The 26,218-nt window shown below is 69.7% G+C and carries 34 protein-coding genes, 1 tRNA gene and 1 other annotated feature; of the genes, 12 read left to right on the top strand and 23 right to left on the bottom strand.

Annotation, left to right across the window (positions count from 1 at the left end; all coding sequences use genetic code 11):
• Positions 1–60 precede the first annotated feature (60 nt).
• The 5 genes from FHY05_RS00540 to FHY05_RS00520 form a co-directional block, all read right to left on the bottom strand.
• Positions 61–531, bottom strand: a complete 471-nt coding sequence (locus tag FHY05_RS00540; RefSeq protein WP_183942485.1) for a VOC family protein — start codon at positions 529–531, stop codon at positions 61–63.
• Positions 531–1,310 carry a VOC family protein gene (locus FHY05_RS00535; RefSeq protein ID WP_183942484.1) on the bottom strand — a complete coding sequence of 260 codons (780 nt, stop codon included), beginning with the start codon at positions 1,308–1,310 and terminating at the stop codon, positions 531–533. The genes FHY05_RS00540 and FHY05_RS00535 overlap by 1 nt, the downstream gene beginning before the upstream one ends.
• Positions 1,311–1,350: 40 nt before the next feature.
• Entirely contained in the window at positions 1,351–2,052 is a 702-nt protein-coding gene (locus FHY05_RS00530) for a glutathione S-transferase family protein (RefSeq protein WP_183942483.1), read from the bottom strand.
• 76 nt (positions 2,053–2,128) lie between these two features.
• The gene (locus FHY05_RS00525) at positions 2,129–2,293 is read right to left on the bottom strand and encodes a hypothetical protein (RefSeq protein ID WP_183942482.1); all 165 of its coding nucleotides are present in this window, start codon (positions 2,291–2,293) and stop codon (positions 2,129–2,131) included.
• A 19-nt stretch (positions 2,294–2,312) separates the two neighbouring features.
• The gene (locus FHY05_RS00520) at positions 2,313–2,744 is read right to left on the bottom strand and encodes a VOC family protein (protein ID WP_183942481.1); all 432 of its coding nucleotides are present in this window, start codon (positions 2,742–2,744) and stop codon (positions 2,313–2,315) included.
• Positions 2,745–2,806: 62 nt separating this feature from the next.
• Between FHY05_RS00520 and FHY05_RS00515 the strand changes: the two genes are divergently transcribed.
• The 7 genes from FHY05_RS00515 (at position 2,807) to FHY05_RS00485 (ending at position 9,081) form a co-directional block, all read left to right on the top strand.
• On the top strand, positions 2,807–3,502 hold the full coding sequence (locus tag FHY05_RS00515; RefSeq protein ID WP_183942480.1) for a helix-turn-helix domain-containing protein: 696 nt from the start codon (positions 2,807–2,809) through the stop codon (positions 3,500–3,502).
• 58 nt (positions 3,503–3,560) lie between these two features.
• On the top strand, positions 3,561–4,565 hold the full coding sequence (gene cobS, locus FHY05_RS00510; RefSeq protein ID WP_183929698.1) for a cobaltochelatase subunit CobS: 1,005 nt from the start codon (positions 3,561–3,563) through the stop codon (positions 4,563–4,565).
• Between the two features lies 1 nt (position 4,566).
• Positions 4,567–4,869: a nucleotidyltransferase family protein gene (locus tag FHY05_RS00505; RefSeq protein WP_183942479.1), complete on the top strand. Its 303-nt coding sequence runs from the start codon at positions 4,567–4,569 to the stop codon at positions 4,867–4,869.
• A complete protein-coding gene (locus FHY05_RS22755) occupies positions 4,853–5,245 on the top strand; it encodes a HepT-like ribonuclease domain-containing protein (protein WP_311732330.1) in 393 nt (130 codons plus the stop codon). Before FHY05_RS00505 ends, FHY05_RS22755 begins: the two co-directional genes overlap by 17 nt.
• On the top strand, positions 5,245–7,071 hold the full coding sequence (gene cobT, locus FHY05_RS00495) for a cobaltochelatase subunit CobT (RefSeq protein WP_183942477.1): 1,827 nt from the start codon (positions 5,245–5,247) through the stop codon (positions 7,069–7,071). The genes FHY05_RS22755 and cobT overlap by 1 nt, the downstream gene beginning before the upstream one ends.
• A complete protein-coding gene (locus FHY05_RS00490) occupies positions 7,068–7,334 on the top strand; it encodes a ribbon-helix-helix domain-containing protein (RefSeq protein WP_183942476.1) in 267 nt (88 codons plus the stop codon). The genes cobT and FHY05_RS00490 overlap by 4 nt, the downstream gene beginning before the upstream one ends.
• 141 nt (positions 7,335–7,475) lie before the next feature.
• Positions 7,476–7,531 (top strand) — a sequence feature (sul1 is cis-regulatory element that is thought to sense ions involved in sulfur or methionine metabolism; They are found in Alphaproteobacteria).
• Between the two features lie 59 nt (positions 7,532–7,590).
• Entirely contained in the window at positions 7,591–9,081 is a 1,491-nt protein-coding gene (locus tag FHY05_RS00485) for a SulP family inorganic anion transporter (RefSeq protein ID WP_183942475.1), read from the top strand.
• Between the two features lie 165 nt (positions 9,082–9,246).
• On the opposite strand, the gene FHY05_RS00480 is transcribed toward FHY05_RS00485, so the two are convergent.
• Together FHY05_RS00480 and FHY05_RS00475 are read right to left on the bottom strand one after the other, a co-directional pair.
• The gene (locus FHY05_RS00480) at positions 9,247–13,875 is read right to left on the bottom strand and encodes an NAD-glutamate dehydrogenase domain-containing protein (RefSeq protein WP_183942474.1); all 4,629 of its coding nucleotides are present in this window, start codon (positions 13,873–13,875) and stop codon (positions 9,247–9,249) included.
• A gap of 245 nt (positions 13,876–14,120) precedes the next feature.
• Positions 14,121–15,365: a hypothetical protein gene (locus FHY05_RS00475; protein ID WP_183942473.1), complete on the bottom strand. Its 1,245-nt coding sequence runs from the start codon at positions 15,363–15,365 to the stop codon at positions 14,121–14,123.
• A gap of 156 nt (positions 15,366–15,521) precedes the next feature.
• Between FHY05_RS00475 and FHY05_RS00470 the strand changes: the two genes are divergently transcribed.
• Positions 15,522–15,597, top strand: a tRNA-Thr gene (locus FHY05_RS00470).
• Positions 15,598–15,610: 13 nt separating this feature from the next.
• On the opposite strand, the gene FHY05_RS00465 is transcribed toward FHY05_RS00470, so the two are convergent.
• The 15 genes from FHY05_RS00465 to FHY05_RS00395 all read right to left on the bottom strand — a co-directional run bounded on the left by FHY05_RS00465 (position 15,611) and on the right by FHY05_RS00395 (position 23,390).
• Positions 15,611–16,948 carry a hypothetical protein gene (locus tag FHY05_RS00465; protein ID WP_183942472.1) on the bottom strand — a complete coding sequence of 446 codons (1,338 nt, stop codon included), beginning with the start codon at positions 16,946–16,948 and terminating at the stop codon, positions 15,611–15,613.
• Between the two features lie 163 nt (positions 16,949–17,111).
• Entirely contained in the window at positions 17,112–17,354 is a 243-nt protein-coding gene (locus tag FHY05_RS00460; protein ID WP_183942471.1) for a hypothetical protein, read from the bottom strand.
• Complete coding sequence (locus FHY05_RS00455; protein ID WP_183942470.1) at positions 17,351–17,845, bottom strand: hypothetical protein; 495 nt, start codon at positions 17,843–17,845, stop codon at positions 17,351–17,353. Before FHY05_RS00455 ends, FHY05_RS00460 begins: the two co-directional genes overlap by 4 nt.
• A 50-nt stretch (positions 17,846–17,895) precedes the next feature.
• Positions 17,896–18,027: a hypothetical protein gene (locus tag FHY05_RS22355; RefSeq protein ID WP_260181070.1), complete on the bottom strand. Its 132-nt coding sequence runs from the start codon at positions 18,025–18,027 to the stop codon at positions 17,896–17,898.
• 92 nt (positions 18,028–18,119) lie between these two features.
• Positions 18,120–19,892: a ParB/RepB/Spo0J family partition protein gene (locus tag FHY05_RS00445; protein ID WP_183942468.1), complete on the bottom strand. Its 1,773-nt coding sequence runs from the start codon at positions 19,890–19,892 to the stop codon at positions 18,120–18,122.
• A 157-nt stretch (positions 19,893–20,049) separates the two neighbouring features.
• Entirely contained in the window at positions 20,050–20,415 is a 366-nt protein-coding gene (locus tag FHY05_RS00440; protein WP_260181119.1) for a GcrA family cell cycle regulator, read from the bottom strand.
• A complete protein-coding gene (locus FHY05_RS00435) occupies positions 20,415–20,834 on the bottom strand; it encodes an ASCH domain-containing protein (RefSeq protein ID WP_183942466.1) in 420 nt (139 codons plus the stop codon). The genes FHY05_RS00440 and FHY05_RS00435 overlap by 1 nt, the downstream gene beginning before the upstream one ends.
• Positions 20,834–21,022, bottom strand: coding sequence for a hypothetical protein (locus FHY05_RS00430; RefSeq protein WP_183942465.1), 189 nt, complete (start codon positions 21,020–21,022; stop codon positions 20,834–20,836). The genes FHY05_RS00435 and FHY05_RS00430 overlap by 1 nt, the downstream gene beginning before the upstream one ends.
• Positions 21,023–21,108: 86 nt before the next feature.
• The gene (locus FHY05_RS00425; protein ID WP_183942464.1) at positions 21,109–21,378 is read right to left on the bottom strand and encodes a DUF2312 domain-containing protein; all 270 of its coding nucleotides are present in this window, start codon (positions 21,376–21,378) and stop codon (positions 21,109–21,111) included.
• Entirely contained in the window at positions 21,375–21,683 is a 309-nt protein-coding gene (locus FHY05_RS00420) for a hypothetical protein (protein ID WP_183942463.1), read from the bottom strand. The genes FHY05_RS00425 and FHY05_RS00420 overlap by 4 nt, the downstream gene beginning before the upstream one ends.
• Positions 21,683–21,901, bottom strand: coding sequence for a hypothetical protein (locus FHY05_RS00415; protein ID WP_183942462.1), 219 nt, complete (start codon positions 21,899–21,901; stop codon positions 21,683–21,685). The genes FHY05_RS00420 and FHY05_RS00415 overlap by 1 nt, the downstream gene beginning before the upstream one ends.
• A 77-nt stretch (positions 21,902–21,978) precedes the next feature.
• Positions 21,979–22,221 (bottom strand): hypothetical protein, encoded by a 243-nt coding sequence (locus FHY05_RS00410; protein ID WP_183942461.1) that lies wholly within the window; start codon positions 22,219–22,221, stop codon positions 21,979–21,981.
• Complete coding sequence (locus FHY05_RS00405; RefSeq protein ID WP_183942460.1) at positions 22,221–22,400, bottom strand: hypothetical protein; 180 nt, start codon at positions 22,398–22,400, stop codon at positions 22,221–22,223. The genes FHY05_RS00410 and FHY05_RS00405 overlap by 1 nt, the downstream gene beginning before the upstream one ends.
• Positions 22,397–22,771 (bottom strand): hypothetical protein, encoded by a 375-nt coding sequence (locus tag FHY05_RS00400; RefSeq protein ID WP_183942459.1) that lies wholly within the window; start codon positions 22,769–22,771, stop codon positions 22,397–22,399. Before FHY05_RS00400 ends, FHY05_RS00405 begins: the two co-directional genes overlap by 4 nt.
• Positions 22,772–22,898: 127 nt before the next feature.
• Positions 22,899–23,390 (bottom strand): hypothetical protein, encoded by a 492-nt coding sequence (locus tag FHY05_RS00395; protein ID WP_183942458.1) that lies wholly within the window; start codon positions 23,388–23,390, stop codon positions 22,899–22,901.
• 422 nt (positions 23,391–23,812) lie between these two features.
• Here FHY05_RS00395 and FHY05_RS00390 point away from each other — a divergent pair, with 422 nt between their 5' ends.
• Positions 23,813–24,082 (top strand): hypothetical protein, encoded by a 270-nt coding sequence (locus tag FHY05_RS00390; protein ID WP_183942457.1) that lies wholly within the window; start codon positions 23,813–23,815, stop codon positions 24,080–24,082.
• 117 nt (positions 24,083–24,199) lie between these two features.
• Here FHY05_RS00390 and FHY05_RS00385 read toward each other — a convergent pair whose 3' ends face one another.
• Positions 24,200–24,481, bottom strand: coding sequence for a YdaS family helix-turn-helix protein (locus tag FHY05_RS00385; protein ID WP_183942456.1), 282 nt, complete (start codon positions 24,479–24,481; stop codon positions 24,200–24,202).
• A 95-nt stretch (positions 24,482–24,576) separates the two neighbouring features.
• Here FHY05_RS00385 and FHY05_RS00380 point away from each other — a divergent pair, with 95 nt between their 5' ends.
• From FHY05_RS00380 to FHY05_RS00370, 3 genes are all read left to right on the top strand, one after another.
• Positions 24,577–24,969 carry a helix-turn-helix domain-containing protein gene (locus tag FHY05_RS00380; RefSeq protein ID WP_183942455.1) on the top strand — a complete coding sequence of 131 codons (393 nt, stop codon included), beginning with the start codon at positions 24,577–24,579 and terminating at the stop codon, positions 24,967–24,969.
• A gap of 121 nt (positions 24,970–25,090) precedes the next feature.
• Entirely contained in the window at positions 25,091–25,465 is a 375-nt protein-coding gene (locus tag FHY05_RS00375; RefSeq protein ID WP_183942454.1) for a hypothetical protein, read from the top strand.
• Entirely contained in the window at positions 25,458–25,862 is a 405-nt protein-coding gene (locus tag FHY05_RS00370) for a hypothetical protein (RefSeq protein WP_183942453.1), read from the top strand. The genes FHY05_RS00375 and FHY05_RS00370 overlap by 8 nt, the downstream gene beginning before the upstream one ends.
• The last annotated feature ends 356 nt before the right edge of the window (positions 25,863–26,218 follow it).

The raw sequence follows: 26,218 nt of genomic DNA, 5'->3' as shown, positions 1-26,218 counted from the left end.
ATCGCGGGGCTGGCCGCAAACGTGACCAATGCCGCCTACCTAGAGATTATGGCCGCGCGCTCAAGAGGCGATCGCGCGCTCCAGCGCCGCGACATCGATCCGCACCATCCCCATCATCGCCTGCATCGCCCTGGCGCCGTGCACCGGATCCTGCATCAGCTCGGTGAGGCGTCGCGGCACGATCTGCCACGCCACGCCCCAGCGATCCCTGATCCAGCCGCACGCCACCTCGGTGCCGCCGTTCGCCAGGATCGCGTCCCAGCAGCGGTCGACCTCGGCCTGGTCGACGCAGTCGACCTGGAGCGACATGGCCTCGCTGTGCGCCGGACCGGCGCCGCCGTTGAGCATCGCGAACGACCGTCCCGCGAGCGTGAAGGTGACGGTGAGCACGTCGCCCGCCTTGCCCGCCGGGTAGTCCGCCGGCGCGCGTGACACCGACGTGATGGCGCTGCCGGCGATCAGGCCGGTGTAGAAGCTCGCCTGCTCCTCCGCGGTGCCGTCGCACCACAGCCATACCGACACTTTGTCCATCACGCGCCTCGCTCGCCGACGAAGCCGAACGCGGCGCCCTCCGGATCGACCGCGACCACCGAGAAGCTGCCGCCGGGGATCTCGTCCGGTCCCTGCACGACGCGACCGCCCGCGCCGGTCAGCCGCTCCACCGCGGCGTCAACGTCGTCGACCATGAAGTAGAACTGCCAGCCCGCCGCCTTGCCGGCGAAGCTGTTCATCGTCGCGCCGAGACAGGTCGTGCCCGAGTGGACGAACTTATAGTCGCCGAGCGGGCCCATCGGCATGGCGCCCTCGTGCCGCCAGCCGAACAGCGCGGCGTAGAAGGCGAGCGCGGCGTCCTGGTCGGGCGCGGTCAGCTCGTTCCACACCGCGTGGCCGGGGGTAGCGGTGTCGGCGCCCCGGAAGGCGCGCGACTCATCGTCACCGCTCGCGCGCATGACGTAGAAGGGCGCGCCCTGCGGGTCGGCCACCAGCGCGAGGCGGCCGACCTCGGGCAGGTCCATCGCCGGCATCGTCACCGTACCGCCCGTCGCGGTGACTCGCTGGACGGTGGCGTCGACGTCGTCGACGGCGAGATAGAAGAGCCAGCGCGGCACCATCGGCGCGCCCGGCGGCACCGCCATCAGCCCGCCGACCGCGTCCCCGTCGGGCGCGACGAGCACGCGATAGTCGGGCGCGGCGGTGAGCTGCGGCCGCCCCACCGACCAGCCGAGCACGTGCGTGTAGAAGCGCTCGGCCGCGTCCGGGTCGCGCGCGAGCAGCTCGTACCAGATCGGCAGACCTTCTCGGTCGGTCATCCTCTTCCTCCTTCCGCGGGGGTGAAGCGGTGAGACGGGCTCATGCCAGCTGCCCGGCACGCGCCGTGCGCTTCGCGAGCCACTCGGCGAAGCCCGGCGGCGGGCTGCCGGTGAAGCCGGCGAGCTGGTCGGCGAGCGCGCGGCGGAAGGCGGGGCGCGCCTCACCGCGCGCGACGTACGCGGCGAGCGTCGGCTGCGCGGCGAGCAGCGGGTGATCGCGCAGGATCCGCAGCACCGCCACCATCAGCAGGTCGCCCGCGGAGAAGGCGCCGTCATACCATTCGCGCTCGCCCAGTCGCGCCGCGACCTCGCCGAGCCGCTCGGCGATCCGAGCGTCAACCGCGGGCAGGCGCGGCTGCGACCAGGGCTGATCGGCCTCGAACAGCGTCGCCACGGCGCGGTCCATGATCGGCGGCTCCACCGTGTTCAGCGCGGCGAAGACCCATTCGATAGCGCGCGCGCGACCGACGCGGTCGTCCGGCAGCAGCCCGTCGCGCCCCTCGGCGAGATGCAGCACGATGGCGCCCGACTCGTAGAGGACGAGCGCGCCCTCCTCATAGGTCGGCACCTGGCCGAACGGCTGGCGCACCCGGTGCGGCGCCGCCTTCTGCTCGCCCTGCGCGAGATAACGCACGCGATAGGGCTGACCGACCTCCTCCAACGCCCAACGCACGCGCAGGTCGCGCACCTGGCCGCGCGCGAAATCGGGTACCCAGTCAAACGCGGTGATCACGGGCTGCATGGACGCCTCTCCTTGCGATTTCTCTCGCGAACCGGTCGCGATGTCAGCTTGTTCTCCCGCGCACGCGCGAGCCCCGCTATTCGGTGAGATGCGCACCGTTGCTCGACGTGGCGCTCGTTTGCCGCGCGTGCGGGAACACACCGGTCGCATCAGGCGACGACAGGGGCGCCGCCGCCTGCCATAGCAGCGCGGCGGTCAGCGCGAACGCGGCCAGCCCGAGCGGCAGCGGCCGGTCGAGCACGCGCCGCGCGGCGTCGCGGCTAGGCCGGCACCGTGGCATCATGCTGCTCGGCCGGCGCGGCGTTCGGATCCATGTGCATCACTTCCCAGCCATGGCCGTCGAGGTCGTCGAAGGCGCGGCCGTACATGAAGCCCCTGTCGTCGGCGCCGTGCAGCTCGCGCCCACCCGCCGCCAGCGCCGCCGCGCCGAGCTTGTCGACCTCGTCGCGCGAGGCGCAGGACAGGCACAGCAGCGCCGCGCTGGTGGTGCGCGTGTCCGCGATCGTCTTCGGCGTGAAGGTGCGGTAGAAATCGTGCCCGAGCAGCATCACCCAGATCGAATCCGACCAGACCATCCCGGACGCCTGGTCGTTCGAGAAGTCCGGGTTCCGCACGAAGCCCAGCGCCTCGTAGAAGCGGGTCGAGGCCGCCACGTCGGCGACCGGCAGGTTCACGAAAATCGTCCTCTCCATGGTGCGATCTCCCTCGCTCGTCCCTTGTGCGATCCTGCGTCGCGTGGTTAGTTAAAGCAACCATGAAGTTAGAAAATGTAACAAAAAGGCCGGCGGCGCGCGAGCGCTGGTACGACGACGCCTGCGGCACCGCGCTGGCGATGGAGCTGCTCGGCGAGCGCTGGGCGCTGCTCATCGTGCGCGAGCTGATGTTCGGCCCGCGCCGCTTCACCGAGCTGCGCGCTGGCCTGCCCGGGATCAGCGCCAACGTGCTGACGCAGCGGCTCGAGCGGCTCGCGGCGACGGCGGTGGTGGAGAAGGTGGAGCTGCCCGGTCGCGCCACCGGCTACGCGCTCACCGAATGGGGCTATGAGGCCGAGCCCGCGATCATGACGCTGGGGCGCTGGGCGGCGCGCTCGCCCGATCACGATCCGACGCTGCCGCTGTCCGCCGCCTCGATGATGATGTCGCTGCGCACGATGGTCGATCTCGCGCGCGCGCCGGGACCGATGGCGATCGGCTTCCTGTTCGGACGCGACTCGTTCGTGGCGCGACTCGCCCACGGCGCGCTGCCGATCGAGCGCGCGCCCGCCTTCGGCGACGCGGTGTTCGACACCGACCCTCAGACCATGGCAGCGATCGTCTACGGCAAGCGGCCGATCGCCGCGGCCGAGGCGGCGGGCAGCCTGCGCTTCGGCGGCGATCGCGCCGCGGCGGAGGCGTTCATCGACCTGTTCCACCTGCCGGCGAAGGCAACCGCGGCGCCCGCCGCGGGTTGACGCGGGCGCGTTCCGTTCCCACTGGAACGGCATCCTCCAGCGAACGGCCTGCCCGCGAATGACCGATCTGCCCAATACCCAGCCCGACAGCCGCGACACGACGATCCTCGACGCACCCGACAAGATGGTCAGCGTGCGCGACCTGTTCGGCATCGACAGCGACATGCAGGTGCCCGCGTTCAGCGAGGCGGACGAGCGCGTCCCCGACCTCGACCCCGCTTATGTGTTCGACCCCGACACCACGCTCGCGATCGCGGCGGGCTTCGCGCACAACCGCCGCGTGATGGTGCAGGGCTATCACGGCACCGGCAAGTCGAGCCATATCGAGCAGGTCGCGGCGCGGCTGAAATGGCCGTGCATCCGCATCAACCTTGACGCGCACATCAGCCGCATCGACCTGGTCGGGCGCGACGCGATCGTGCTGCGCGACGGCCAGCAGGTCACCGAGTTCCGCGAGGGGCTGCTGCCCTGGGCGCTGCAGACGCCGACCGCGCTGGTGTTCGACGAATATGACGCCGGCCGACCCGACGTGATGTTCGTGATCCAGCGCGTGCTCGAGACCGAGGGCAAGCTGACGCTGCTCGACCAGAATCGCGTGATCCGGCCGAACCCGTGGTTCCGCCTGTTCGCGACCGCCAACACGGTCGGCCTGGGCGACACCAGCGGCCTCTATCACGGCACGCAGCAGATCAACCAGGGCCAGATGGACCGCTGGAACGTGGTGATCACGCTCAACTACCTGCCGGCCGCGACCGAGGCCAATATCGTGCTCGCCAAGTCGGGCGAATATGACAAGCCCGAGGGCAAGAAGCTGGTCGAGAACATGGTGCGCGTCGCCGACCTGACCCGCCGCGGCTTCGTCAACGGCGACATCTCGACGGTGATGAGCCCGCGCACGGTGATCAGCTGGGCGCAGAACGCGCTGATCTTCGGCGACGTCGGCTTCGCCTTCCGGCTGTCGTTCCTCAACAAGTGCGACGAGGCCGAGCGTGCCCTGGTCGCCGAATATTACCAGCGCGTGTTCGGCAAGGACCTGCCGGAGAGCGTCGCGGCGAAGGCGTGAGGTGAGGCGTAGCGAGGCGATCGACCTGCTTCGTGCGCGCGAGCCGGAGCTGCGCGCGCTCGGCGTCCGCGCGCTCTCGCTCTTCGGCTCGACCGCGCGCGACGAGGCGGGCGCGGAGTCGAACATCGATCTCGCCGCTGCGCTCGACTATGACGCGGTACGTGCCGCCGGCCCGTTCGCGTTCTTCGGACTGAGCGACGCCATTGCCGGGATGATCGGTCGGCGAGTCGACCTCGTGACAGAGCCGGCGCGCAAAGGGGCGCTCCAGGCCGAGATCGACCGGGATCGTGTCCGTGTCTACTAAGGACGCGTCGCGGTGTTTACGTGAGATCGTCGACAATGCCGAACGCATCGACGCTTACGCCGATGAGCGCGCTCCTGCGCACGCAGGAGCCCAGAGTCACAGGCACGACGTTCGTGGCCCTAGGCTCCTGCGTACGCAGGAGCACGGCTCAGCTGGGGCGGCGCAGACGAGAGAGCGGAACGCCGAGGCAGTGGTGAAGCTCGGTCCCGAGCAGTTTGCAGCGATTGCCCCGGACGTGCCGTTCGAGCGTGTGCGCGGGCTCGGCAACGTGCTGCGCCACGCCTATGATGACATCGACCTGACCATCCTGTTCGGGTTGGTCCGCAATGACGTGCCCGCGTTGCGCCAGGCGGCGCTCCGCGCGTTGGAGGGCTGATGGCCACCGATACCCCGCTCGACCGCTTCAAATCTGTGCTCGGCGGTACAGCCCGCGCGCTGTCCGACGAGGCCGAGGTGGAGCTCGCCTTCACCGCCGACGCGCCGGCGCAGTCGGGCAAGCACCTGCGCGTGCCGATGCCGGCGCGCACCTTGCCCGCCGACCAGGTCGCCGAGGCGCGCGGCTTCGCTGACTCGTTCGCACTGCGGCTGCGCCACCACGACACCGCGCTCCACGCGCGCGGCGCGCCCGACGATGCCACCGCGCGCGGCGTCTATGACGCGATCGAGGACGCGCGCGTCGAGGCGCTCGGCAGCCGCGGCTATCAGGGGATCTCCGCCAACCTCGCCACCGCGCTCGACGTGCGGCTGCGCGCCGACCCGATCCTGCGCGCGCGCAATCGCAGCGAGGTGCCGCTCGCCACCGCGCTGGGGCTGATGGTGCGCGAGGCGCTCACCGGCGAGCGTCCGCCGGTCGCGACCGAGCCCGGGCTGGCGCTGGTGCGCGAGTGGGTGGAGGAGCGTGCCGACCTCGCCGCACTGGCGCTCGCGCTCGACGACCAGCGCGCCTTCCAGGGGCTCGCGCGCAAGCTGCTCGAGGATCTCGAGCTGGTCGAGAGTGAGCGTACGCCGGAGGAGAGCGACGAGGGCGGCGAGGAGGAAGAGGGCGAGGAGGGGCAGGACACCGACCAGCCCGACGAGGGCGACGCCGAGGGCAGCGAGGGCGAGTCCGAGGTGGAGGCGCGCGGCCAGCAGCGCGACGATGAGTCGAGCGAGGGCGAGAGCGAGCAGCTCGAGGGCGACGATCTCGACGACGACGCCGAGGGCGAGCCGGGCGACGACGGCGAGGAGGGGATGCAACCGGTTCGCCCCAACCGCCCCACCACCGATCTCGGCCCGGACTTCGACTATCGCGTGTGGACGACTCAGTTCGACGAGGTGATCGCCGCGACCGACCTGTGCGACAGCGACGAGCTGGCGCGGCTGCGCGGCTACCTCGATCAGCAGCTGGTGCACCTGCAGTCGGCGGTGTCGCGGCTCGCCAACCGCCTGCAGCGCCGGCTGATGGCGCAGCAGTCGCGCTCGTGGGACTTCGACCAGGACGAGGGGCTGCTCGACGCCGCGCGACTGGCGCGCGTGGTGGTCAATCCGACCCAGTCGCTGAGCTACAAGGTGGAGCGTGACACCGAGTTCCGCGACACCGTCGTGACGCTGCTGATCGACAATTCCGGCTCGATGCGCGGCCGTCCGATCTCGATCGCGGCGATCAGCGCCGACATCCTGGCGCGCACGCTCGAGCGCTGCGGCGTCAAGACCGAGATCCTCGGCTTCACCACACGCGCGTGGAAGGGCGGGCAGAGCCGCGAGACCTGGCTCGCCGCGGGCCGCCCGCCGCAGCCCGGCCGCCTCAACGACGTGCGCCACATCGTCTACAAGAAGGCCGACGAGCCGTGGCGGCGCGCGCGCAACGCGCTCGGGCTGATGATGCGCGAGGGGCTGCTCAAGGAGAATATCGACGGCGAGGCGCTGCTCTGGGCGCACGCGCGCATGCTCGCCCGCCCCGAGGAGCGTCGTATCCTGATGGTGATCTCGGACGGCGCGCCGGTCGACGACTCGACGCTGAGCGTCAACACCGGCTCGTACCTGGAACGGCATCTGCGCCAGGTGATCGGCTGGATCGAGAAGAAGTCGTCGGTGGAGCTGGTCGCGATCGGCATCGGCCACGACGTCACACGCTATTACAGCCGCGCGGTGACGATCATGGACGCGGAGCAGCTCGGCGGCACGATCATCGAGCAGCTCGCCGCGCTGTTCGACGCCGAGTGATCGCGTCCCCGCCGGGCGGGTTCGTCGGCCCGGTCAAGCGGTCGGTGACGATCGCCGGGCATCAGACCTCGATCAGCCTGGAGCCGGTGTTCTGGTCGGCGTTGGAGCGGGCGGCGGCGGCGCGCGGGCTGCCGCTCTCCGCGCTGGTGGCGCAGGTGGACGCGCTGCGGGTGCGGGGGCCGGAGCCGGCGAACCTCGCGAGCGCGCTGCGGACGTGGCTCATGGTCGAGGCGATCGGGGGCGGGTCGACCGCGCCCTCTTGAGCCGGCGGGGCGGCGACGTCGGTCGCACGGGCGGCCGTGTCGGCGGTCATGGATCGAGGATGCAGGCCGATCCTCGGGCGTGCGAGCGGGTCGCCCGCGGCTTGCCAGCGCCGCCGCCACCGCCTAAGGCGCGCGCATTCGCAAGGACCCGGTGAGATCCCGGGTGGCTCTTCCGGCCGCCGATCCGCCGGACAACACAACGCACCGAACCTACCGCGCCCGCGCTGGCGCGATGGGCCCTGTTGTGGAAACGTCGATGACTGCTGCACTCCTCACCTATCGCCGCCAGTGGTTCGCTGACGGCGCCGCCGCCCGCCGCGACGTGCTCGCGGGCATCGTCGTCGCGCTCGCGCTCATCCCCGAGGCGATCGGCTTCTCGATCATCGCCGGGGTCGACCCGCGCGTCGGGCTCTACGCCTCGGTCGCGATCGCGATCACGATCGCGCTGATCGGCGGCCGACCGGGCATGGTCTCCGCCGCCACCGCCGCGGTGGCGGTGGTGGTCGGGCCGCTCGTCCGCACGCACGGCGTCGATTATCTGTTCGCCGCGACGATCCTGATGGGGCTGATCCAGGTCGCCGCCGGCCTGCTCCGGCTCGATCTCGTCATGCAGTTCGTCTCGCGATCGGTCATCACCGGCTTCGTCAACGCGCTCGCCATCCTGATCTTTCTCGCGCAGCTGCCGCAGCTCACCGGGGTGAGCTGGGTGAGCTACGCCTTGGTCGCGGCCGGCCTCGCGATCATCTACGGTCTGCCGCGGCTGACTCGCGCCGTGCCGTCGCCGCTGGTGGCGATCCTCGTGCTCAGCGCGATCAGCGTCGCGCTCGGCCTCCGTGTCAACACGGTCGGCGACATGGGTCGGCTGCCCGCGGGTCTACCCAGCGTGGCGCTGCCGCACGTGCCGCTCACGCTGGACACGCTGCGGATCATCCTGCCCTACTCGCTGACGATGGCCGCGGTCGGGCTGCTCGAGTCGCTGCTCACCGCGCAGATCGTCGACGACATCACCGACACCGACAGCGACAAGCGCCGCGAGTGCGCGGGGCAGGGCGGCGCCAACATCGTCGCCGCGCTGCTCGGCGGGATGGGCGGCTGCGCGATGATCGGTCAATCGGTGATCAACGTCAGCTCGGGCGGACGCGGGCGCTTGTCGACCTTCGTCGCGGGCGCGTTCCTGCTGTTCCTGCTCGCGGTGCTGGGGCCCTGGGTCGGGCGCGTGCCGATGCCGGCGCTGGTCGCTGTGATGATCATGGTGTCGATCGGGACGTTCAGCTGGAACTCGATCCCCAACCTGCGCCGCCACCCGCCGACCTCGTCGGCGGTGATGCTGGTGACCGTCGCGGTGGTGGTGGCGACGCGCGACCTCTCGCTGGGCGTGCTCGCCGGCGTGCTGCTCTCGGGCATCTTCTTCGCGGGAAAGGTGCAGCGGCTGTTCGCGGTCGAGCGCCTCGGGGCGGGCGAACGGGCGACCTACCGCGTGACGGGAGAGATCTTCTTCGCCTCGGTCGAGCGCTTCACCCGCGCCTTCCAGGCGGAGGATCGCGCGCGGCACGTCACGATCGACGTGGGCGGCGCGCATTTCTGGGACATCTCGGGGGTGGCGGCGCTCGACAAAGTGGTGGTGCGGCTGCGGCGCGACGGGCGCGTCGTCGAGGTCATCGGTTACAACCGAGCCAGCGCCGACCTCGTCGACCGCTTCGCGCTGCACGACAAGACGGGGGTGGAGCTGGGCGCGGCGCCGCACTGAGCGGCACCCGGAACCATCCTCCTCTGCGAGGGAGGGTGGCAGGCCGCAGACCTGACAGAGGGATGACGCGGCTGGCGAGGATCGGTCGACTCACCAGCCGTGACACCCCTCCCGCCGCGCTACGCGTGCCACTTCTCCTTGCAGGGGGCTCAGAGGTCCGCGCCCCTACCGCCCCAGCAGCACGCGCGCCTGGCTCGCGATCTGCGCCAGCATCGCCGCGTTCGGCGCCTGCGCGTTGCGCGCGCGGTCGATCACCGCGCGGAACTGCGTCACGCGAGCCCCGTTGCGCGCTAGCCAGTCGGCCACCAGCGCCTCCGGATCGCCCGCACCGCCGCGGCCGAGGAAATCGAGCCGCAGCTGCTGGAAGTCGCGCGCCAGCCCGGCGATCAGCAGCCGCTCCCACGGGTCGCTCGGCGAGATGCGAGTCGCGGTCGACTGCGCCCAGTCGAGCCCCAGCGCCTGCCCGAGCCGCGTGAAGGCACGCGCCAGTCGCGTCTCCTCGATGCCGGCACGCTCGCCCAGGTCGGCGAGCCCGACCGCGCCGTCCAGCTCGAACAGCCGTACCACGCGCGTGGCGAGATCATGCGGTGCGCCTGCCTGCTCGAGCGTATCGGCGATGCGGCGCGAGTGAGCCCGCGCCTCGTCGAGCAACAGCTCGCCCGTCGCGGCGTCGAGGCGGTCGATCCCGGCCGACAGCCGGGTCATCACCGCGGAGGGCGGCGTGGCCGGGGCGGTGGTGCGCAGCAGGTCAGCGACGTGCGAGCGGACCGCCACCGCGGTCTCGTCGAACAGCGCGATCCGCCCGCTCTCGGGCATCACCGCGGTCTCGATCGCGTGCCACAAGGCGGCGAGGCCGAACTGGCGCTCCACCACCACGAACATCGCGGCGATGTCGGCGAGCGTCGCTCCCTCCTCCTCCGCCAGCTCGAAGGCATGGAGGACGCCGATCCGGTTGACGATGCGATTGGCCAGCTTGGTGGCGACGATCTGCGGGCGCAGCCGGTGCGAGTCGATCGCGGCGGCGAGGCGCTCGCGCATCGCCGACGGGAAGGCGGCGTGAAGATCCTCCGTCAGCGCGGGGTCGTCGCCGAGCGCGGAATGCTCGATCGCGTCCTGCAGCGCCAGCTTGGCGGTGGCGAGCAGCACCGCCAGCTCGGGGCGGGTGAGTCCGCGCGCGTCGCTGCTCCGGCGGAGCAGGTCGGTGTTGCTGCCGAGCCCCTCGACGCGGCGGTCGAGCCGGCCGCTCTCCTCGAACACCTCGATCAGCCGGACGTAGCTGGGCAGCGCCTGCACCCCGCCGCCCTCGGCGATCGACAGCGCGAGCGTCTGGAGGCGGTTGTCCTCCAGCACCAGCCGCGCGACGTCGTCGGTCATCGCGCCGAGCAGCGCGTTGCGGTCGTCGAACGCGAGCCGTCCCTCGGTCATCTCGCGGTTGAGCGCGATCTTGATGTTGACCTCATTGTCCGAACAGTCGACGCCGGCGGAATTGTCGATGAAGTCGGTGTTGATCCGGCCCCCTCTCGCCGCGAAGGCGATGCGCGCGGCCTGGGTGACACCCAGATTGGCGCCCTCGCCGATCGCGATGGCGCGCAGCTCCTCGGCGTCGACGCGCAGCCGGTCATTGGCGGGATCGCCGACGGTGGCGTTGTTCTCGGACGCGGCCTTCACATAGGTGCCGATGCCGCCGAACCAGATCAGGTCGACCGGGCTCCTGAGGATCGCCGAGATCAGCGCGGTGGGCTCGAGCCGCTCGGCGTCGATGCCGAGCGCGGCGCGCACCTCGGGCGAGAGCGGGATGGACTTCATGTCGCGCGCGAACACGCCGCCGCCGGGCGAGATCAACGCGGTGTCATAGTCGGCCCAGCTCGACCGCGGCAGCGCGAACAGCCGGTCGCGCTCGGCCCAGCTCGCCGCCGCGTCGGGATCGGGATCGAGGAAGATGTGGCGGTGGTCGAAGGCGGCGACCAGGCGGATCGCCCGGGACAGCAGCATGCCGTTGCCGAACACGTCGCCCGACATGTCGCCGCAGCCGACGACGCGGATCGGCTGCGTCTGCACGTCGACGCCGCGTTCGGCGAAGTGGCGCTGCACCGAGACCCACGCGCCCTTGGCGGTGATGCCCATCGCCTTGTGGTCGTAGCCCTGGCTGCCGCCGCTGGCGAAGGCGTCGCCGAGCCAGAAGCCGCGCTCCAGCGCGATCGCGTTGGCGACGTCGCTGAAGGTCGCGGTGCCCTTGTCGGCAGCGACGACGAAATACGGATCCTCGCCGTCATGGACGACCACGCCGTCGGGATGCACGACCTCGCCGCCGACGATGTTGTCGGTGATCGACAGCAGGGTGCGGATGAAGATGCGATAGGCCTCGGTGCCCTCCGCCAGCCACGCGTCGCGATTGCCGGGGGCGGGGAGCTGCTTGGCGTAGAAGCCGCCCTTCGCGCCGGTCGGCACGATCACCGCGTTCTTGACGCGCTGCGCCTTCATCAGCCCCAGGATCTCGGTGCGGAAATCGTCGCGCCGGTCGGACCAGCGCAGCCCGCCGCGCGCGACCGGGCCGGCGCGCAGGTGGATGCCCTCGACCCGCGGCGAGTAGACCCAGACCTCGCGCCACGGCAGCGGCGCGGGCAGGCCGGGGATCTTGGAGCTGTCGAGCTTGAACGCCAGCGCCTCCTTCGCCGCCTCGGTGTAGGCGTTGGTGCGCAGCGTCGCGTCGATCACTGCGCGGAAGGCGCGCAGGATGCGGTCGTCGTCGATGCCGGTGACCGCGTCGAGCCCGGCGTCGATCGCGGCGGCGGCGGCCGCGGCGTCGCCTTGGCGCGCCGGATCATGGCGCGCGGCGAACAGCTCGACCAGCGCCTTCGTCACGTCGCGCGCGCGCGTCAGCGTCTCCACCACGGTGGCCATGCCGTAGCTCATCCCCGCCTGGCGCAGGTAGCGGAACCAGGCCCGGAACAGCACCACGGCGGAGGGCGACAGGCCGGCCTCCAGCATCAGTCGGTTGAAGCCGTCGTCCTCGGCGCGGCCCTCGAGCACCTGCGCGATGGCCTCTTGCAGCGTGTCGGTCGCGGCGAGCACCGCGGGCACGTCCGCGGCGGTCTCCAGCGTGAAGTCGTGGATCGAGGAGCGCTCCTCGTCGGTCAGCCCGGTCGGCATCTCCTCGATCACGCGGAAGCCGAAATGCTCCAGCGCGGGCACCGCGTCGGACAGCGCCAGCGGCCCGCCCTGGCGGTAGACCTTGAGGTGGAGCATGCCGTCGCCGCCGGCGGTGAAACGCACCTCGCGATCGGCGTCGTCGACCAGGTTGGCGATGGCGACGATGTCGCGCGCCGCCTCGTCGGGCGTCGCGCCGGTGCGGTAGCGCGGCGGGAAGGCGGCGGCGTGGCGCAGCGCCAGCCGCGCCGCCCGCGCCGGCCCGACCTCGTCGGCGAGCGCCGCCTCGATCGAGGGCGCCCAGCCGCGCACCATCTTCTCCAGCCGCGCGTCGAGCAGCGCGGCGTCGGGCAGGCGGCCGGCGCCGCGCAGGTCGATGGTGTAGCGCAGCAGCGCGGTGCGACTGTCCTCGACGCTGGTGTTCCAGTTGAGGATCTGGCCGTTCGCCTCCTCCGCCAGCATGGCGCCGATCGCGACGCGGCGCGCGGTGGTCATCTCGTCGCGCGGGAGCCAGACGAAGGCGTAGAGGTGGCGGCCGAGCGGCGAGGGCACCAGCACCAGCTTCGGCCGCGGCCGGTCGGCGAGGCTCATCGCGGTGAGCGCCAGCTCCTCCATGCCGGCGGCGTCGACCGCGATCATCAGGTCGTGCGGCAGCGTGGCGATGGCGTGGGTCAGCGCCTTGCCGGTGTGGCCCGCGGGATCGAAGCCGAACTTGGCCTCGCTCGCGGCAAGCCGCTGACGCAGCACCGGCACGCTGCGCGGCGGCGCGTTGAGCGCGGCCGAGGTCCACAGCCCGGCATGGATCGAGAGACCCGTCACCGTGCCGCCGGTGGCGAGCGGCACCACCAGCAGGTCCAGCGGGACGCGGCGGTGCACCGGCGAGATCAGGCTCGACTTGAGCAGCAGCGGCGCGGCGTTGCCGGCCGCGAAATAGTCGATCGCCAGGTGGCGCGAGCGCTCGGCCAGCAGCGGCACCTCATGCTCGTTGCGTACGATGCCGAGTGGCGGCGCAGCGTCGGCGTGGCCGTCGACGTGCCAGCGTTCGTGGCCGAGCAGCGTGAAGTGGCGGTCGAGGAACCAGCGCAGCAGGTTGGCGCCCTCGGGATCGTGCCCGGTGTCGTCGAGCATGCCCGCGTCGGCGGCGAGGGCGGCCTGCATCTGGCGCCAGTCGCTCACCGCGACGCGCACGTCGCGCAGCAGCCGCTCGATCTCGTCCGTCAGCGCGCGGCGGTCCTTGGCGTCGACGCGTTCGAGCTCGACGTAGATCATCGACTCGGCGCTGCCGCCCGCCTCCTCGATCGCGGTCAGCGTGCCGTCGGCGTCGCGCGAGACGCGGATCACGGGGTGGATCACGCGGTCGACCGCGATGTCGCGGTCACCGATCGCGGCGGCGACCGAGTCGACCAGGAAGGGCATGTCGTCGTTGACGATGGCGAGCCGCATGCGACGCCGCGCGCCGTCGCCGGGCAACTGCTCCAGCGCGAGCGCGGCGGTGCCGGGAGCGCGCTGCGCCGCGGTCTCGGCCAGGAAGGCGGCAGCCTCCGCCTGCTTGTCCTCGCCGAAGCCGGCGATCTCCCCGGGAAGGGCGCGATGGGTGAGCCGCGCCGCGAGCGCGGCAGACAGTTTCTGCAGAGACTTCTCGACCATGAGCCGCGCTATGCGCCGCGCGGCGACGCGGCTCAACCCCGTGTGAGGGGGAGAGGAACAGTCGTGACGGCGCATCGGGACCGGCGCCCGTTCTCGCCGTCATCCTGAGCTTGTCGCAGGATCCACTCGTCCGCCTCGTCGTCCGCGGGACGGGCGCGCGGCGGCGTGGATCCCGAAACGAGTTACGACAGCGATCGCGTTCCAGCCGGCGAAGTGGCGACCTCGCAGGCCGGTAAGCGCCGGCCTCAACCGAGCCGCCGCAGCACCTGCTCCGCCAATCGGGCATCGTCGCCGACGGTGCCGATCACCATGATGCCGCCGGCCACCGCGCGGCCGAGCAGCACCACCGGCTCGCCCTCGGCCAAGCCACTGTCGAGCGCGACCTCCGCCAGTGCTGCGCGAGCGGCGAGCGCGGGCGCCAGCCGCGGCGCGACCCGCGGCACCGGCCGGCGCGCCGCGCGCTCCTCGGTGACCACCCGCTTGATCCCGCCCTCGGTCGTGTCGAGCACGCGCGCGAGGTCACCCTCGGCGACGCCGGTGCGTGCCGCCCAGGCGAGCACGGTGGCCAGCTCGGTCAGCCGCGTCTTGTCGTGATCGGTGCCGAAGATCAGCTTGGCGATCGCGGTCATCGGCGCGCGCGCCTGGACCCTGATCGCGGCCGCATCGAGGATCGCGGCGAGCCGCTCGGGCGCCTCGGCGGCGGCGAGCGCGAAGTCGTGCGCGCGGCCGAGCGCTCGATACAGCGCGGCGTGGCTGCGGGTCGCGGCGGCACGTGCCGAGGCCGCGCTCTCGCGCGCCGCGGCGAGCCGGTCGTCGAGCGACGCGGCGGCCGCGGCCTCGGGCCAGGGCATAGCCTCGAGCTCGACGTCGGCGTGCGGCCCGTCGGCCCAGGTGGCGGCGGGCACGGGATCGTGGCGCGGCGCGCGCGCCACCGACAGCTCGCGGTCAAGCGCGGCCTGATGGTCGGCGGTGACCAGCTCCTTCCAGTTGATCACGCCGTAGATGAAGTCGATCGAGGCGCCGTCCGACGAGAAGGGCATCAGGATGCCGCGGTACAATGTGGCGTGCCCGCGCGTGCCGACGAACTCCGCCTCGAAGCCGATCGGTGCCTGGTTGGCGATAATCTGCAGGTAATGATCGGTGAGCCGCGACAGCAGCGAGCGCGCGGGCACGTCGCTGATCCGAGCGATCGTCTGGTCGACGCCGCACTCATCGCGCAGCGCGCGGCCGATGAACTGGACCGACGGGTCGTCCACCCCGGCGGAGAAGTCGAGCAGTACGCTGTTGGCGCCGAAGTCGGCGATGCTGGCGGGCTCGAGGTCGGCGATCGCGGGATAAGGCCGGTTCCCGAGCAGCGAGACCCAGTGATTGTAGGCGCGCACGTGCATGCGCCGCTCGTCGCCGCCGATCGCGAGCACCGCCTCGCCGACGCCGCCCTCGGTCGGGTCGAGATCATGGCGGAGGTCGTCGTGGCCGCGCGGCGTGTCCATGCTCATCGTCCCAGTGAGGCCTGCGGAGTCGGCCTGTCACGCCCGATCTGCACCATGGATGGTAAACTCCGCGTAAAGTCCGGAAGCGCTTGCCACGTCCGGGACCCGCTGCTAAGCGCGCGCTCCACGATGCGGTGCCCCCCGGGGCGCGATCGGGCCGCTTTAGCTCAGTTGGTAGAGCACATCATTCGTAATGATGGGGTCACAGGTTCGAGTCCTGTAAGCGGCACCAGCATTTTTCGCGGTTATCCGGGCATCTTGACCTCCCTGAGGTTGGGTGTGGGTCGACTGGCTCCGGTGTTGGTCCGGTGCAGGGCTCCCGGAGCCAGTCGCTCTAACTCTGCGATGATGCTGCCCAGGGCGGTCACCACCGTTGGAAACTCACCGATCGCGTAGGTTTCGGTTTGGCTGGGCGCGCGATGGCCCATGAAGCCTTCGAGGTCCCAGCGTGCCGCCCCGCGATTGCGGACGAGCGTCGCCAGGCTGTGGCGCAGCAGGTACGGACGCCACTCGCGGCCGGTCGGCATCTTCAGCTCGGCGAGCATTGTCGCCCAGGCGCGATCAACGTCTTTCACCGGCCGGCCGTAGTAGTTCACGAGCCAGCCGCGCCCCGCTCGAGCCTCCTCGGCCAGCGCTAGGTATTCCGCCAGCTCGGCCTCGAGCCATTCGGCGAGAAGCGGCAGCACCGGGAGGAGGGGGCGGCGCTTCTTGTTCTGAATCCGGCCCTGCGGATTGAGATCGATCGTGTCGGCGCCGGGGCTCCACTGGTGACGATCGGGCGCGACCGATATGTCGCAGACAGCGCTCGGCCGTGCGATCGTGCAGATTGAGGCGACCAGGAAGCGGTGGAGTGAGCCACGGCGCCTGCTCGGCTCCGCCGCGTAGCTCAGCATCGCCGCGAGCTGGTCCACGCCGATCCGGTGCCGGCGAGCGCGTTGCACCTGGCTAGGGGGGAGCGGGCGATACGCTGGCCGCTTGTCCGAGCGCGCCGGGTCAGCGTTGGCGGCATGATTGAGCGCGGCGATCAGCTGCGCCACCGACGCCTCGGTCGACGACGGCGCGCGCGGGCGCTCGACCGTGATCTCGCCGGCCTTGTTGCGCCAGCGCGCGGGCGTTGCCCGCGACCAAGCCCGAAAGTCGGTGACGAAGGCGCTCGAGCACGCGATCGCGCAGCTCGTCGCCAGGCCAAAGCGGCCGCCGGCCTTGTCCTGCGCCCCCAGGAAGTCGAGCACGTGATTGAGCCGCGTCTCGATCGCCTCGGCTGACGCGCGCTTGTCGCCCCACTCGAGCCGATAGTCGGCGATCGCGTCGGTGAGCAGGTAGGCGCTCGCCTGGGCGACCGGCTGACCGCACGTCGGGCAGAAAGCCGCGGCCTCCGTCGAGTCGGAGAGGTAGCGACGATCAAGGATCAGGGCTGCCTCGCCCTCGGCCGTCGTGCCCGTTGATGAGCTGCGGACACGCTTTGCGTCGACGTCGTACCAGAAGACGGTGAGATAAGGCGAACGGAGCGACCCGTCGCGCTTTCGGTCCCATCCGAGCCAGTATTTGCCGCGGCGATAGAGCGGCGCCTCATGTCCCGACACTTGGCTTGTTCCCTAAGATATTCTTGGCTTGCATTGTGAATGACCGGCAGGACGCCATGCGTCACGAGCAGATCAATGTCGGAGGCCTCAAGGCGGAGGCCCTTGCCGTCCTCAACCGCCTTGCAGAAGCGGCGGTCGAGTTGGGCGATGCTGCTGGGGGCGTTCACGGCTCTTCGTCCTCCATCGCTGGACTAGTGGTTGATGGTGCGGTCGCTACGTCAGCGAGGTCCGCGTGCAGCAGCTCGCGCATGGCGAAGCCGGCATCGAAGGCGATGGTGGCAGCGAGCCGCGCGATCCGGCGCGCATCGTCACCCAGGCCGGCAGTCGCAACACGAACCGTGTCGTCGATCGCAGATGCCCGCCTCAGAGCTGAGCCGGCCATGGCGTGTGTCAGGTCCATGCTCACGCTCGCCATCTCCCCAACTCGATCTCGTTGTTGAGGACCTGCGGCTCGGGAAAGATCGCCACCTCGCTGAGCTCGACGACGCGGACGTCGCGTTCGAGCTCACGAGGGAGCACCCGCGCTGGCACGGATCCCACGCCCATGACGAAGAGCGCGGCCATGCGGTGATGGCCATCGACCAGCATCGTGCGGATGATCGATCCTGCCTGCTTCTCTGGCTCGTCGAGGGAGACGAAGGTCAGCGGTGGCATGTGGCTTAGGCCCATGCGGACGTAGGCCTCGACCTTGACCGGGTCGGGAGCTCCGACCATCGCCATGCCGTGCATTGCGGCTGGAGGGAGGCTCAGCTGCCGAGTTGGCGCCTCCATGGCGTCGAGGATCCGGTTGATCCGGTCGACATTCCAGTGCCCCATACTGTCGCCGCCGAACACGACGCCGTCGCCGCGAGCGATGTCGCTGACGTGCCGCAGCCGCATCTCGCGCGTGACGGTCATGGTCACGCCGTCGTTGTCGACGCGAACCTGGCGAGGCGAAGCGCGCCGGCTCATGCCGCAGCTCCGATCGCGTCCTCGATGTCGGTTTGCGCCGCGTCCGTCTCCTCGCGACCGTACCGGATGCTCATGTCGACGTCGCACCAGGTGGCGTGGCCGGTCGCGTCGTGGTGACGCGCTGCCACCCCTTGCGCGTTCGGTCCGAGCCATCTTGGGTCGGAGCCGCCGCACACGAGGCAGCCGGCGCGCACGTCGCGGCTGATGAAGGTAGCTCGCGTCACTCAGCCGCCTCCGCGATCGGCGCGGCGCCAGCGTCCGCCATCGCCTGGTCGAAGGCAGTGCGCGTCTCGAAGGTGCTGGCGATATCGTCCGCGTCGTAGTGCTCGAGCAGCTCTGCCCAGCTGCCCACGGTAGCGTCCTCGTTGTAGGCCGGCGCGTAGCTCTCGTCCTCTGCGCGAAACCACGCCTCACCATCGATCACTGCCACCGCGGGCGGATCCATGGCGGTCAGCTCGGCCGATCGCCGCCTCGCCGCCTCGTCAGCTTCGCGTTCACGCTCCGCCTGCGCTTCCTTCGCGCGGGCCTGGGCGGCGAGATCGTCGTCATAGTCCTGCTCGGCGCCGCTGCGCGCGGCCACTACCTCGGCATCGGTGACGAAGATGCGGACGGGAACGAGCCAGCCGGGCACGCCGTCGACTGCCGTCTTCTCCGGCTCCGCCCGCCATCCGTCAGGCCAGTAGGCCCGTCCCTCGAAGCGGGTGCCTGCAAACGGGCCGACCGCGCGACGATAGGCGAACTTCTTGACACCCTCGGCGCGCTGGCGCGCGGCGACCTGCTCGGGCGTCTCGGCCGGACGCGCGGCCGCGGCGTGGCGAGGATCTACCGCGTCGGCCTGATCTTCCTCGACGAAGAGCAGTTTCGGCCAAGCGGCGAGCTTGCCCTCCGGGTCGATCCCGACGACCACCCGCACGTCGATGCCGTTGTTACGGATCGTCCGCCAGACCGGGGCGTCGTCGTAGCGATCAACCGTCCTGTAGCCTGCCGGCGCGGTCGGCTTCGCGGTGTACGCGACCCCGTAGGTGCCCAACTGCAGGTCGGCCGTGACGACATAGCCGGAGATCGTCGGGGCCCACGCGTCCGACTCGCGCAGCTCGGCGAGCAGCCGGTCGGCCTGAAACGCGATCATTTCCTTCGCGGCCGCTTCAAGGATCGAAGGATCGCGCAGCACACGATCGGGGCCCGCCTCCGAGAAGAGGTCGTCCTCATAGTCGCCGCCGCGCATCTCGTAGCTCTCGGCACCGACGAACTTGAAGAGCTGCGTCGCGGTCGTGGTCGCGTTGTTCTGGAGGTCGCGGCGGACATTGTGCGGGTGGTGGCTCCACGCGGGGTTCGCGATCCTCGAGTGGCTCTTGAAGACCTTCTCCTGGCGCGCCTTGTCCTGGACGGTCGCATAGGCCTGGGCGGTGTCGAGCGTGATCTGCCGGTTCGCCAGCGCGTCGAGGATCGGCTCAGCCAGCTCGGCCAGGCGGAGCCGCTGTTTGACCAGGCGCTCAGTGAAGCCGAACCGTTTCGCCAGCTCGGCCGGCGAGTGGCGCCCCGTGTCCATCAGCGCCTTGAAGGCGTGGAACTCGTCGACGGGCGACATGGTGCGCTGCTGCAGGTTCTCCGCCAGCGACAGCTCAACAGCCAGCTCGACGTTGCGGATGAGGACCGGCACGGTGAAGTCGCCGGCGATCGCGCCGCGCTCGCGCAGCAGCTCGAGCGCCTGCAGGCGCCGGCCGCCGCCCACGATGAAGACGCGATCGGCGTCCTCGGGCCAGCTCGCCTCGTAACCGATCAGCGAGGTCAGCAGGCCATGGACCGTGATGTCCTCGGCCAGGCTCTCAACATCCTCGTCGACACGGATGTGCCGGACGTTCTCGGGCGCGCGGCGAAGTCGATCGAGCTCGATCAGCGACGGCGTCGACGGAGCGATCGCCGCGACGACGGCGGCGCTGGGCGCGGCCTTATTCGACACGCGGGGCTTGGCGGGGGAGCGGCTCTGCTTCATGGCTGGTGGGTCTCCGGCTTGCGTGAGAGCGCACCGGCGGGGCCAACCGCCGGCGTGCTGGAAATGGGGAGGGGAGTCGACGCATCCGGCCGGCTCCCCGAACCGGCTCGGGCGGGGAGCGCGACCAGGCGCTCGAACAGGGGCGGGCAGCGCCGGCTCACGCGGCTTGCTCGCCGCGTCGGTCGACGATCGTCTGCCAGAGCGCGAGCGCCTCACGCTTGCTGATGCCGAGCCGCGCCGCCGCGTCCTCGATCGAGAGATCTTCGTCCGCCACCAGGTCGGCCAAGCGATCGCCGAGCGTCGCCGGCGCGCTGGCGCTCGGAAGCTTCCCGCCGATCGGGCTCGGCTCGGCCGCGGGCACGCGCGGGTCACCAGCGGCGCGCAGGCGATGGAGGCGGCCGAGGACGGCGTTGCGGCTGGCGCCGAGCTGCTCGGACATCGCGCCGGCGCTCAAGCCGCGCGCCTTGAGCGCGACCAGCTGGGCGTCAGCGTCCTGGGTCCAGGTATAGCCGGCGCGCTTCATCACCGCCCAATCGCCTCGTTGAGGAGGCTGTCAGGCACGCGGAAGAAACCCTGCGCGCCGCGGTACGCGATCGGATCTGGGAGCTTGAGCAGGTTGCGAGTGCGCCAGGCGAACCGGCCTTCGCCGTAATCTCCTAGCAGCTGCTCCTTGGTGGCGATCGTCTCGAGAGACTCGGTGCTCTCGCAGCCGTACAGCTCGAGCACGGCGACGATGCACCCGCGAGGGGGCGTCAGCAGCTCGGGCGCGCCGAACCACTCCGCGAAACAGGCGCTCAACCGCCGCTCTTCGCCGGTCCACCGCTTTGCAGCGTGAATCGCGAGAGGTCCCCGATAATCCGTCGACCAGCTGCGGGTTTCGATTGTCTTGTGACCGAAAGCCATAGCGGAGGCCCATGGCTGCCAAAGTGAAATCGCGCGCATCAGAGCAGCACCCCCTCGACGGGGGCGGCCGCGGCGCGAGCCGCGCGCCACGTCTCGAAGGCGGCCGCGTGCGCCGCGCAGAGATCCTTCTCGGGCGCCGGCGACGTCGTGCAGCGGGTGCAGATCGGCGCGTCGCACGTCCCGCTGCGGCGCGTCGGCACCTTCCAGTCGCACGCTAGCGTCGCCACGCGACCGCACCGGCAGCGCTGACGCCGGCTGGTGGTGCAGACGATGGCGGATCCGCCGCCCGGCAAAGGGACGCTGTGGCACGCCACTAGATCATGCCCAGCGCTTGCATGTAGACCTCGAGGATCGACTGCTCTTCCTGGTACTCCTCGCGCTTCTGCTTGCGGATCCGCATGATCTGCCGGATAGCCTTGGCGTCGTAGCCCCGACTCTTCGCCTCGGCGAAGACATCCTTGATGTCGTCGGCGATGCCCTTCTTCTCTTCCTCGAGGCGCTCGGCGCGCTCGATCAGGAGGCGCAGCTCATCGGCCGCGACCGCCCCGCCGCCTATGCCCTCGCCGCGATCGTCGCCGCTCATTGTGCAGTCGCCTTCGCGCCGGTGCTTACGCTGGTGAAGATGGCGCGAACGTCTTTCGCGGCGCGCTCAGCTGCCGACCACTCGCGAAAGAAGCCGGACTCCGTCTCCGTCCGCTTGACCAAAGCCTCCGTGCTCTCAAGCAAGCGCTTCCAGCGCCATCGATCGTCCTGCAGCGGTACCGCCGGCGGAGAAGCCGCGGCGACGAGAAGCCGGATCGCGTCGAGCGCCTCGTCATAGGTGCCGTCACCCTGGCCGAGCAGCACGGCGTTGCCAGCCTGAACGGCCGCGGCGACGTCGGCCGGCATCAGTGCCGCTCCTCAGAGGCGACACCCGCTAACATCGCTCCGCCTCGATCGGCGCGCTGCGCGTCGGCCGAGGCGTTGCGCAGGAGCTCGCAGGTCGCCTCGACGTCATCGTGATCGAGGATGGCGAGCGTTGCGAAGCGGTTGCCCGGTAGCGAGAGCACGATCGTGGCGAAGTGCCCCTCCGGCAACTCTACCGTGTCGATCGAGATCTCGGTCATGACTCGGCAGGTGCGCACGGTGCCGCCGTGAGCGGCCATCTCAACCACCGGCCCAACTGTGCGGGTTCGCGACGCCATCACTGGCCACCGAACATGACGGTAACGCTGGTCCAGCCGAACAGCCAGTGACCAACCTGGATCACCGGGAGGGGGAACACGAAGCCGGCGACGATCTGGAGCGCGATGGTGTCCAACGAGCTGAGGCCGCGCGCCTGCGGCGCTCCTTCAACGATCGGCATCGGCGCGGCGATCGGCGGCAGTGGTCGGGAGATCGCACGCGCACGAGCTTGGCGACGCGGCGGAAAGGCGACGTGGTGCACTAGCGGTCTCCCTTGAGGGTCAGGTCGCGCAGCATCGAAAGCACGATCGCGAACACGAGGATGAGGGCGGCGTAGGCGAGACGAGGATGATCGGAGAGCTCCAGGATGATGCCGAAGCCGAGCAGTGCGCAGCCGATCATGCGCCCGAGCGCATGGTCGCGAGAAGAATAGGGCTTCACGCCTTGCACCCCGGACAGAGGATCTCGGACGGCCACGCGGGCGCCTCCTGTAGTTGACGCGGGGTGATGCCGCAGGTGTGGCAGTGGGCAGGCGCTGCGGCGTCTGAGCCGAGACGCGCCGCGTCGAGTGCAGCGAGAAGATCCAGGTCGAGCGCGAGGTGCTCGGAAAGCGCGGCGATCGTCGACCAGCTCGCCGGCATCACGTCAGCCTCGATCAGCCGCAACCACGCCGCGCGATCGTGCACGCCGATATGCGGCAGGCAGTCGATCCGCTCCGCCAGCTCCACAGCGCTGAGCTGCCGTGCTGCTCGCCGGGCGGCGAAATAGCCTCCGGGGGTAAGCGGCGTGATGAGGGCGGCACCGTAGGACATGGCAGCTTTCGGCAGCAGAAAGCCGTTCCCGGAAGCTCGACGCTTGCAGGCCCGGCGGATGGTAGTTGATCGGGATTTGACCGAGCCGAAGCTCAGCTAGTGTCCGGGGTAGGGCGAGCCGGCGCGTTCACCGCGGCTCGCTCTGGGCAGCAGCGGCCAGCGCCGCGAGGCGGGCGGAATGCTCCTGCTGGCGGCTCGCGATCGCGAGCAGCTTGGGCGCCTCTGCGCGCGAGATCGTCTGATCGGCGGCGTAGGAGGCGAACTCGGCGACGTCGCCGGCCATCAGCGCAACAGCCTGGCTTGGCGTCTGCTCGATCGTCGTGGCCATTGCGAACGAGCCCTGACGAGCCAAGCTCAGCCAGGTGTTCGTGAAGTCGGGGCCCAGCACCATCGCCAGGGACAGCAGCTTCTCGACCGGGAGAGGTCGCCAGTCGCCGGTGCCGACCTCGTTGCAGGCGCACTCGATTAGCCGATCGGCGACGCCGCTCTGGTTCGAGAGCTGCTTGACCGTCAGGGGCTTGCCGTGGCCGAGGTAGCGCCGAAGCGCCTGTCGCACTGCGGCGTGAACGTCGTTGCGGGAGATGACCGGGGTGAGGGTCGCTGATCGAACGACGCGCATCAGAGAAGCTGTTCCTGGTTGATGGGCGCCGGCGGGGGGGGCCGCCGGCGCCTGAGCAGTCGGGGGATCCGCAGACATGGGACACGGATCGACCGGCCTGCGAGCGGTCGATGGGGAAAGCTGTTGAGAGACCTTCGGGGGACAGGCGCGCCGATCGGCAATTCGGTTCGGCCGACGCGGTCTGTCCCCCTCCGGCTGTCGCGCGCGAGCTTGGTGAGTCGACGCGGAGCTTTGAGCCTTCGGGGGCGGTGCTGGACGCACCGCCCCGTCCGGCTATCGTGGATGTCCCTACAACACCACGAAGAGGTGTCCTCATGTCGGAAAGGCCGTTTGGCTGGCGACCGCTTAGCGCCGAGTATCGAAAGTCACTGGTTAATCTTGGGCTCAGCGAGGAACAGATCGCACAAGAGGAGGCTGCGAACGTGTATCGCCCGGTCGAAGACGCGGTGGTGGCACTTCGTTGCGTCTTCGCCCTCCTCGACGTCGTGGCGCGGCGCCACGGATCGAGCGTCGTGCATGACTTCCGTACTTCCTTGCAGCGCGTCCAAGAGGTTCTGTCGGCGTCAGAGCAGACAGAGGAGCAAGTGGAGGGGCGGATCCTCGGGCGTGCAATTGCTGAGCAGATCGATTGGGACGCGATCATCGACCGAGCCTCCGATCCTGACCACGCACGCTGGGCGAAGAGCGACTGATCAACTGCAGAGCAACGTGAGCAGCGATCACGTGGATCCGCTGCTCTTGCTCCTCCGTGAAGCAAGCATCTGCAGACACCTTCGCCGCTGCCGCTTTCAGCTTCTGGCGCTCGCGCGTCATCGCGCCGGCTCCATGGTAGCGGTGTCGTGACTGACGGCGTGATCCTCGCGTGGATAGAGGTCCGGTCGCAGATCGTGGCGGTTGATCGGCGAGCCGATCTCCTGGAGCGCCTTCTCGAGCTTGAGGACGTGCTCGCCCGGAAGGTGCTTGCCTCGCCTCAGCCACTTCCAAACGGAAGGTTGCGCTACCCCGACCAAGCGCGCGACGGCTGCCTGCCCGCCGAGAAGCTCGACTGCTCTCGCCAGCTCTCCGGCCGCCTTGCTGCTGGTTGGGTCCACATCCACGCCGAATCACGCCCTATAGCTTTGGGTCGAGTTCGGTCTAGACCTATATCTTCGTAGCGGTCAATACCCATAGCTATACCTATTGGGCCATGATCGTGAGCGAACGAGTTAGCGAGCGCATGCTGGACTTGGGTATGACCCAGTCTGAGCTCGCGCGTCGCGTCGGCGTTAAGCAGCCCACGATCTACAAGCTCCTTCGCACGAGTAAGAAGGGCTCTACCCATCTCCACAAGATCGCACGCGAGCTGGGCACCACGCCTGCCTACCTATCGGGGGAAACGGACGACCCGTTTGAGGACGCGCCAGCACCACCCGTGCTCTCTTGCGAAGAGATGGAGTGGGTCGAGCTGTTTCGACGCATGGATGATGGCCAGCGCGCCGCCGCGCTGACCCTTTTGCGACCACTCGTCGATCCATCACCTGCACCGCACCCAACGATGCATAAGCAAGGGTCCTTCGCCATGCGCAAGGAAACTACGTAGCCATGGCCCATCTGGTACATCGTAGCGCCGCCTGGACGCTTCTGCGCGGCATCGTTGAGCCACCTCCATCACCGCTGCCGCCAGGTGCTCCGGCGCCGACCATGCAAGTGGGGGCGACCCTGTGAGTGAGCAGGATGAAGAGTGGAAACGCGTCCAAGAGGCCGCCATGCGAGGGCTGCCGGAAACCTACAGGATACCCGATGACATCGCTAAGATGTGGTCCGATTTGGATCCTAAGGCAGAGGTCGTGTGGCCGGTACAGGCGGTGAAAAGCCTTACCAACTCGATTGATCGCCTGTGCGAAGCAGGCGTTCATCTAATGGGTGTGTCTGATAGCTTTGCGTCCCGGGAGCTTGAGGTGACGATGTCGCGGATCGCTAAAACGGCGACCTCCCTCATTGAAGCGCAAAATGCGATGCGCCTCACCATAGCTTTGGTCGCTAGTTATCAGGAGCTACGACGCTTGCAAACGGAAGCGAGCCGATCTGATGACTGATAACCGGGACGAAGGCATTCGCGGGCAGGTCTACGATCTTTTCCGCGGCGCTCGTGGCGGCGGCCCCTTGCCGCCGAATGACGGCGGGGGCACATCAGGCGGAATGACTGACGACTGGAAGGCCAACGTAGAACGCGAGTTGAAGCAGCTGCACGACGACGTGCGGCGGCTCACCGGCTTTATCATCGCGGGCGCGATCGCGCCCTTCCTCGCGATCATTGGTCTGTACGTCTATAACGGCTCCAAGTTCGACACGGTGAACAGCGGCTTTGAGAAGGTTGAGGCGCGGATCGTTGGGGTAGAGTCGAAGATCAACGCGGTGGCAGTGCAGCAGGCGGAGACACGCGGCGATCTGAAGCTGCTGCTTGAACGAACGGCACCGAAGGCGAGCAAGTAGGCTTAGTTCGGATCGACAATGCGTTGAACAAGCGCCGGCAACGTTGTGAGCGCCGTCACAAGGAAGGTCATACGTCCCGACGCGGGGATTGATGCAGAGCGCACCGGGCGTAGGATCTCGCCCGCAGTGCTATGGTGGAGCGATTGAGTGCCATGCCGCGACCGGCGGCGCGGGTATCGCGCGGGTATCGCAAGCTCCTGGCATGTCCCAACCCTAGCTTTTCTGCCGAGTCGTTGGGACCGCGGCGGAGGTCATCTCCGCCTCGTTCGTCTTGGTCTCAGGGCCATCCACCGCTTATTGGTTCGCTGCGATGAGAGGCAACCAGCTCGGCTTCCATAAATCTCAACGCCGAGAGC

Source organism: Sphingomonas sp. BK580 (genome assembly GCF_014194975.1).
Classification (GTDB): domain Bacteria; phylum Pseudomonadota; class Alphaproteobacteria; order Sphingomonadales; family Sphingomonadaceae; genus Sphingomonas.
The sequence above is the reverse complement of the archived record's forward strand: the minus strand, read 5'-3'. Positions and strand labels throughout refer to the sequence as shown.

Coding starts and splice junctions, on each gene's coding strand:
- FHY05_RS00540 (WP_183942485.1), bottom strand. CDS start 531: ATGGACAAAGTGTCGGTATGGCTGTGGTGCGACGGCACCGCGGAGGAG.
- FHY05_RS00535 (WP_183942484.1), bottom strand. CDS start 1,310: ATGACCGACCGAGAAGGTCTGCCGATCTGGTACGAGCTGCTCGCGCGC.
- FHY05_RS00530 (WP_183942483.1), bottom strand. CDS start 2,052: ATGCAGCCCGTGATCACCGCGTTTGACTGGGTACCCGATTTCGCGCGC.
- FHY05_RS00520 (WP_183942481.1), bottom strand. CDS start 2,744: ATGGAGAGGACGATTTTCGTGAACCTGCCGGTCGCCGACGTGGCGGCC.
- FHY05_RS00515 (WP_183942480.1), top strand. CDS start 2,807: ATGAAGTTAGAAAATGTAACAAAAAGGCCGGCGGCGCGCGAGCGCTGG.
- cobS (WP_183929698.1), top strand. CDS start 3,561: ATGACCGATCTGCCCAATACCCAGCCCGACAGCCGCGACACGACGATC.
- cobT (WP_183942477.1), top strand. CDS start 5,245: ATGGCCACCGATACCCCGCTCGACCGCTTCAAATCTGTGCTCGGCGGT.
- FHY05_RS00485 (WP_183942475.1), top strand. CDS start 7,591: ATGACTGCTGCACTCCTCACCTATCGCCGCCAGTGGTTCGCTGACGGC.
- FHY05_RS00480 (WP_183942474.1), bottom strand. CDS start 13,875: ATGGTCGAGAAGTCTCTGCAGAAACTGTCTGCCGCGCTCGCGGCGCGG.
- FHY05_RS00475 (WP_183942473.1), bottom strand. CDS start 15,365: ATGGACACGCCGCGCGGCCACGACGACCTCCGCCATGATCTCGACCCG.
- FHY05_RS00455 (WP_183942470.1), bottom strand. CDS start 17,845: ATGACCGTCACGCGCGAGATGCGGCTGCGGCACGTCAGCGACATCGCT.
- FHY05_RS00445 (WP_183942468.1), bottom strand. CDS start 19,892: ATGAAGCAGAGCCGCTCCCCCGCCAAGCCCCGCGTGTCGAATAAGGCC.
- FHY05_RS00440 (WP_260181119.1), bottom strand. CDS start 20,415: ATGAAGCGCGCCGGCTATACCTGGACCCAGGACGCTGACGCCCAGCTG.
- FHY05_RS00435 (WP_183942466.1), bottom strand. CDS start 20,834: ATGCGCGCGATTTCACTTTGGCAGCCATGGGCCTCCGCTATGGCTTTC.
- FHY05_RS00425 (WP_183942464.1), bottom strand. CDS start 21,378: ATGAGCGGCGACGATCGCGGCGAGGGCATAGGCGGCGGGGCGGTCGCG.
- FHY05_RS00420 (WP_183942463.1), bottom strand. CDS start 21,683: ATGCCGGCCGACGTCGCCGCGGCCGTTCAGGCTGGCAACGCCGTGCTG.
- FHY05_RS00415 (WP_183942462.1), bottom strand. CDS start 21,901: ATGACCGAGATCTCGATCGACACGGTAGAGTTGCCGGAGGGGCACTTC.
- FHY05_RS00400 (WP_183942459.1), bottom strand. CDS start 22,771: ATGTCCTACGGTGCCGCCCTCATCACGCCGCTTACCCCCGGAGGCTAT.
- FHY05_RS00395 (WP_183942458.1), bottom strand. CDS start 23,390: ATGCGCGTCGTTCGATCAGCGACCCTCACCCCGGTCATCTCCCGCAAC.
- FHY05_RS00380 (WP_183942455.1), top strand. CDS start 24,577: ATGATCGTGAGCGAACGAGTTAGCGAGCGCATGCTGGACTTGGGTATG.
- FHY05_RS00370 (WP_183942453.1), top strand. CDS start 25,458: ATGACTGATAACCGGGACGAAGGCATTCGCGGGCAGGTCTACGATCTT.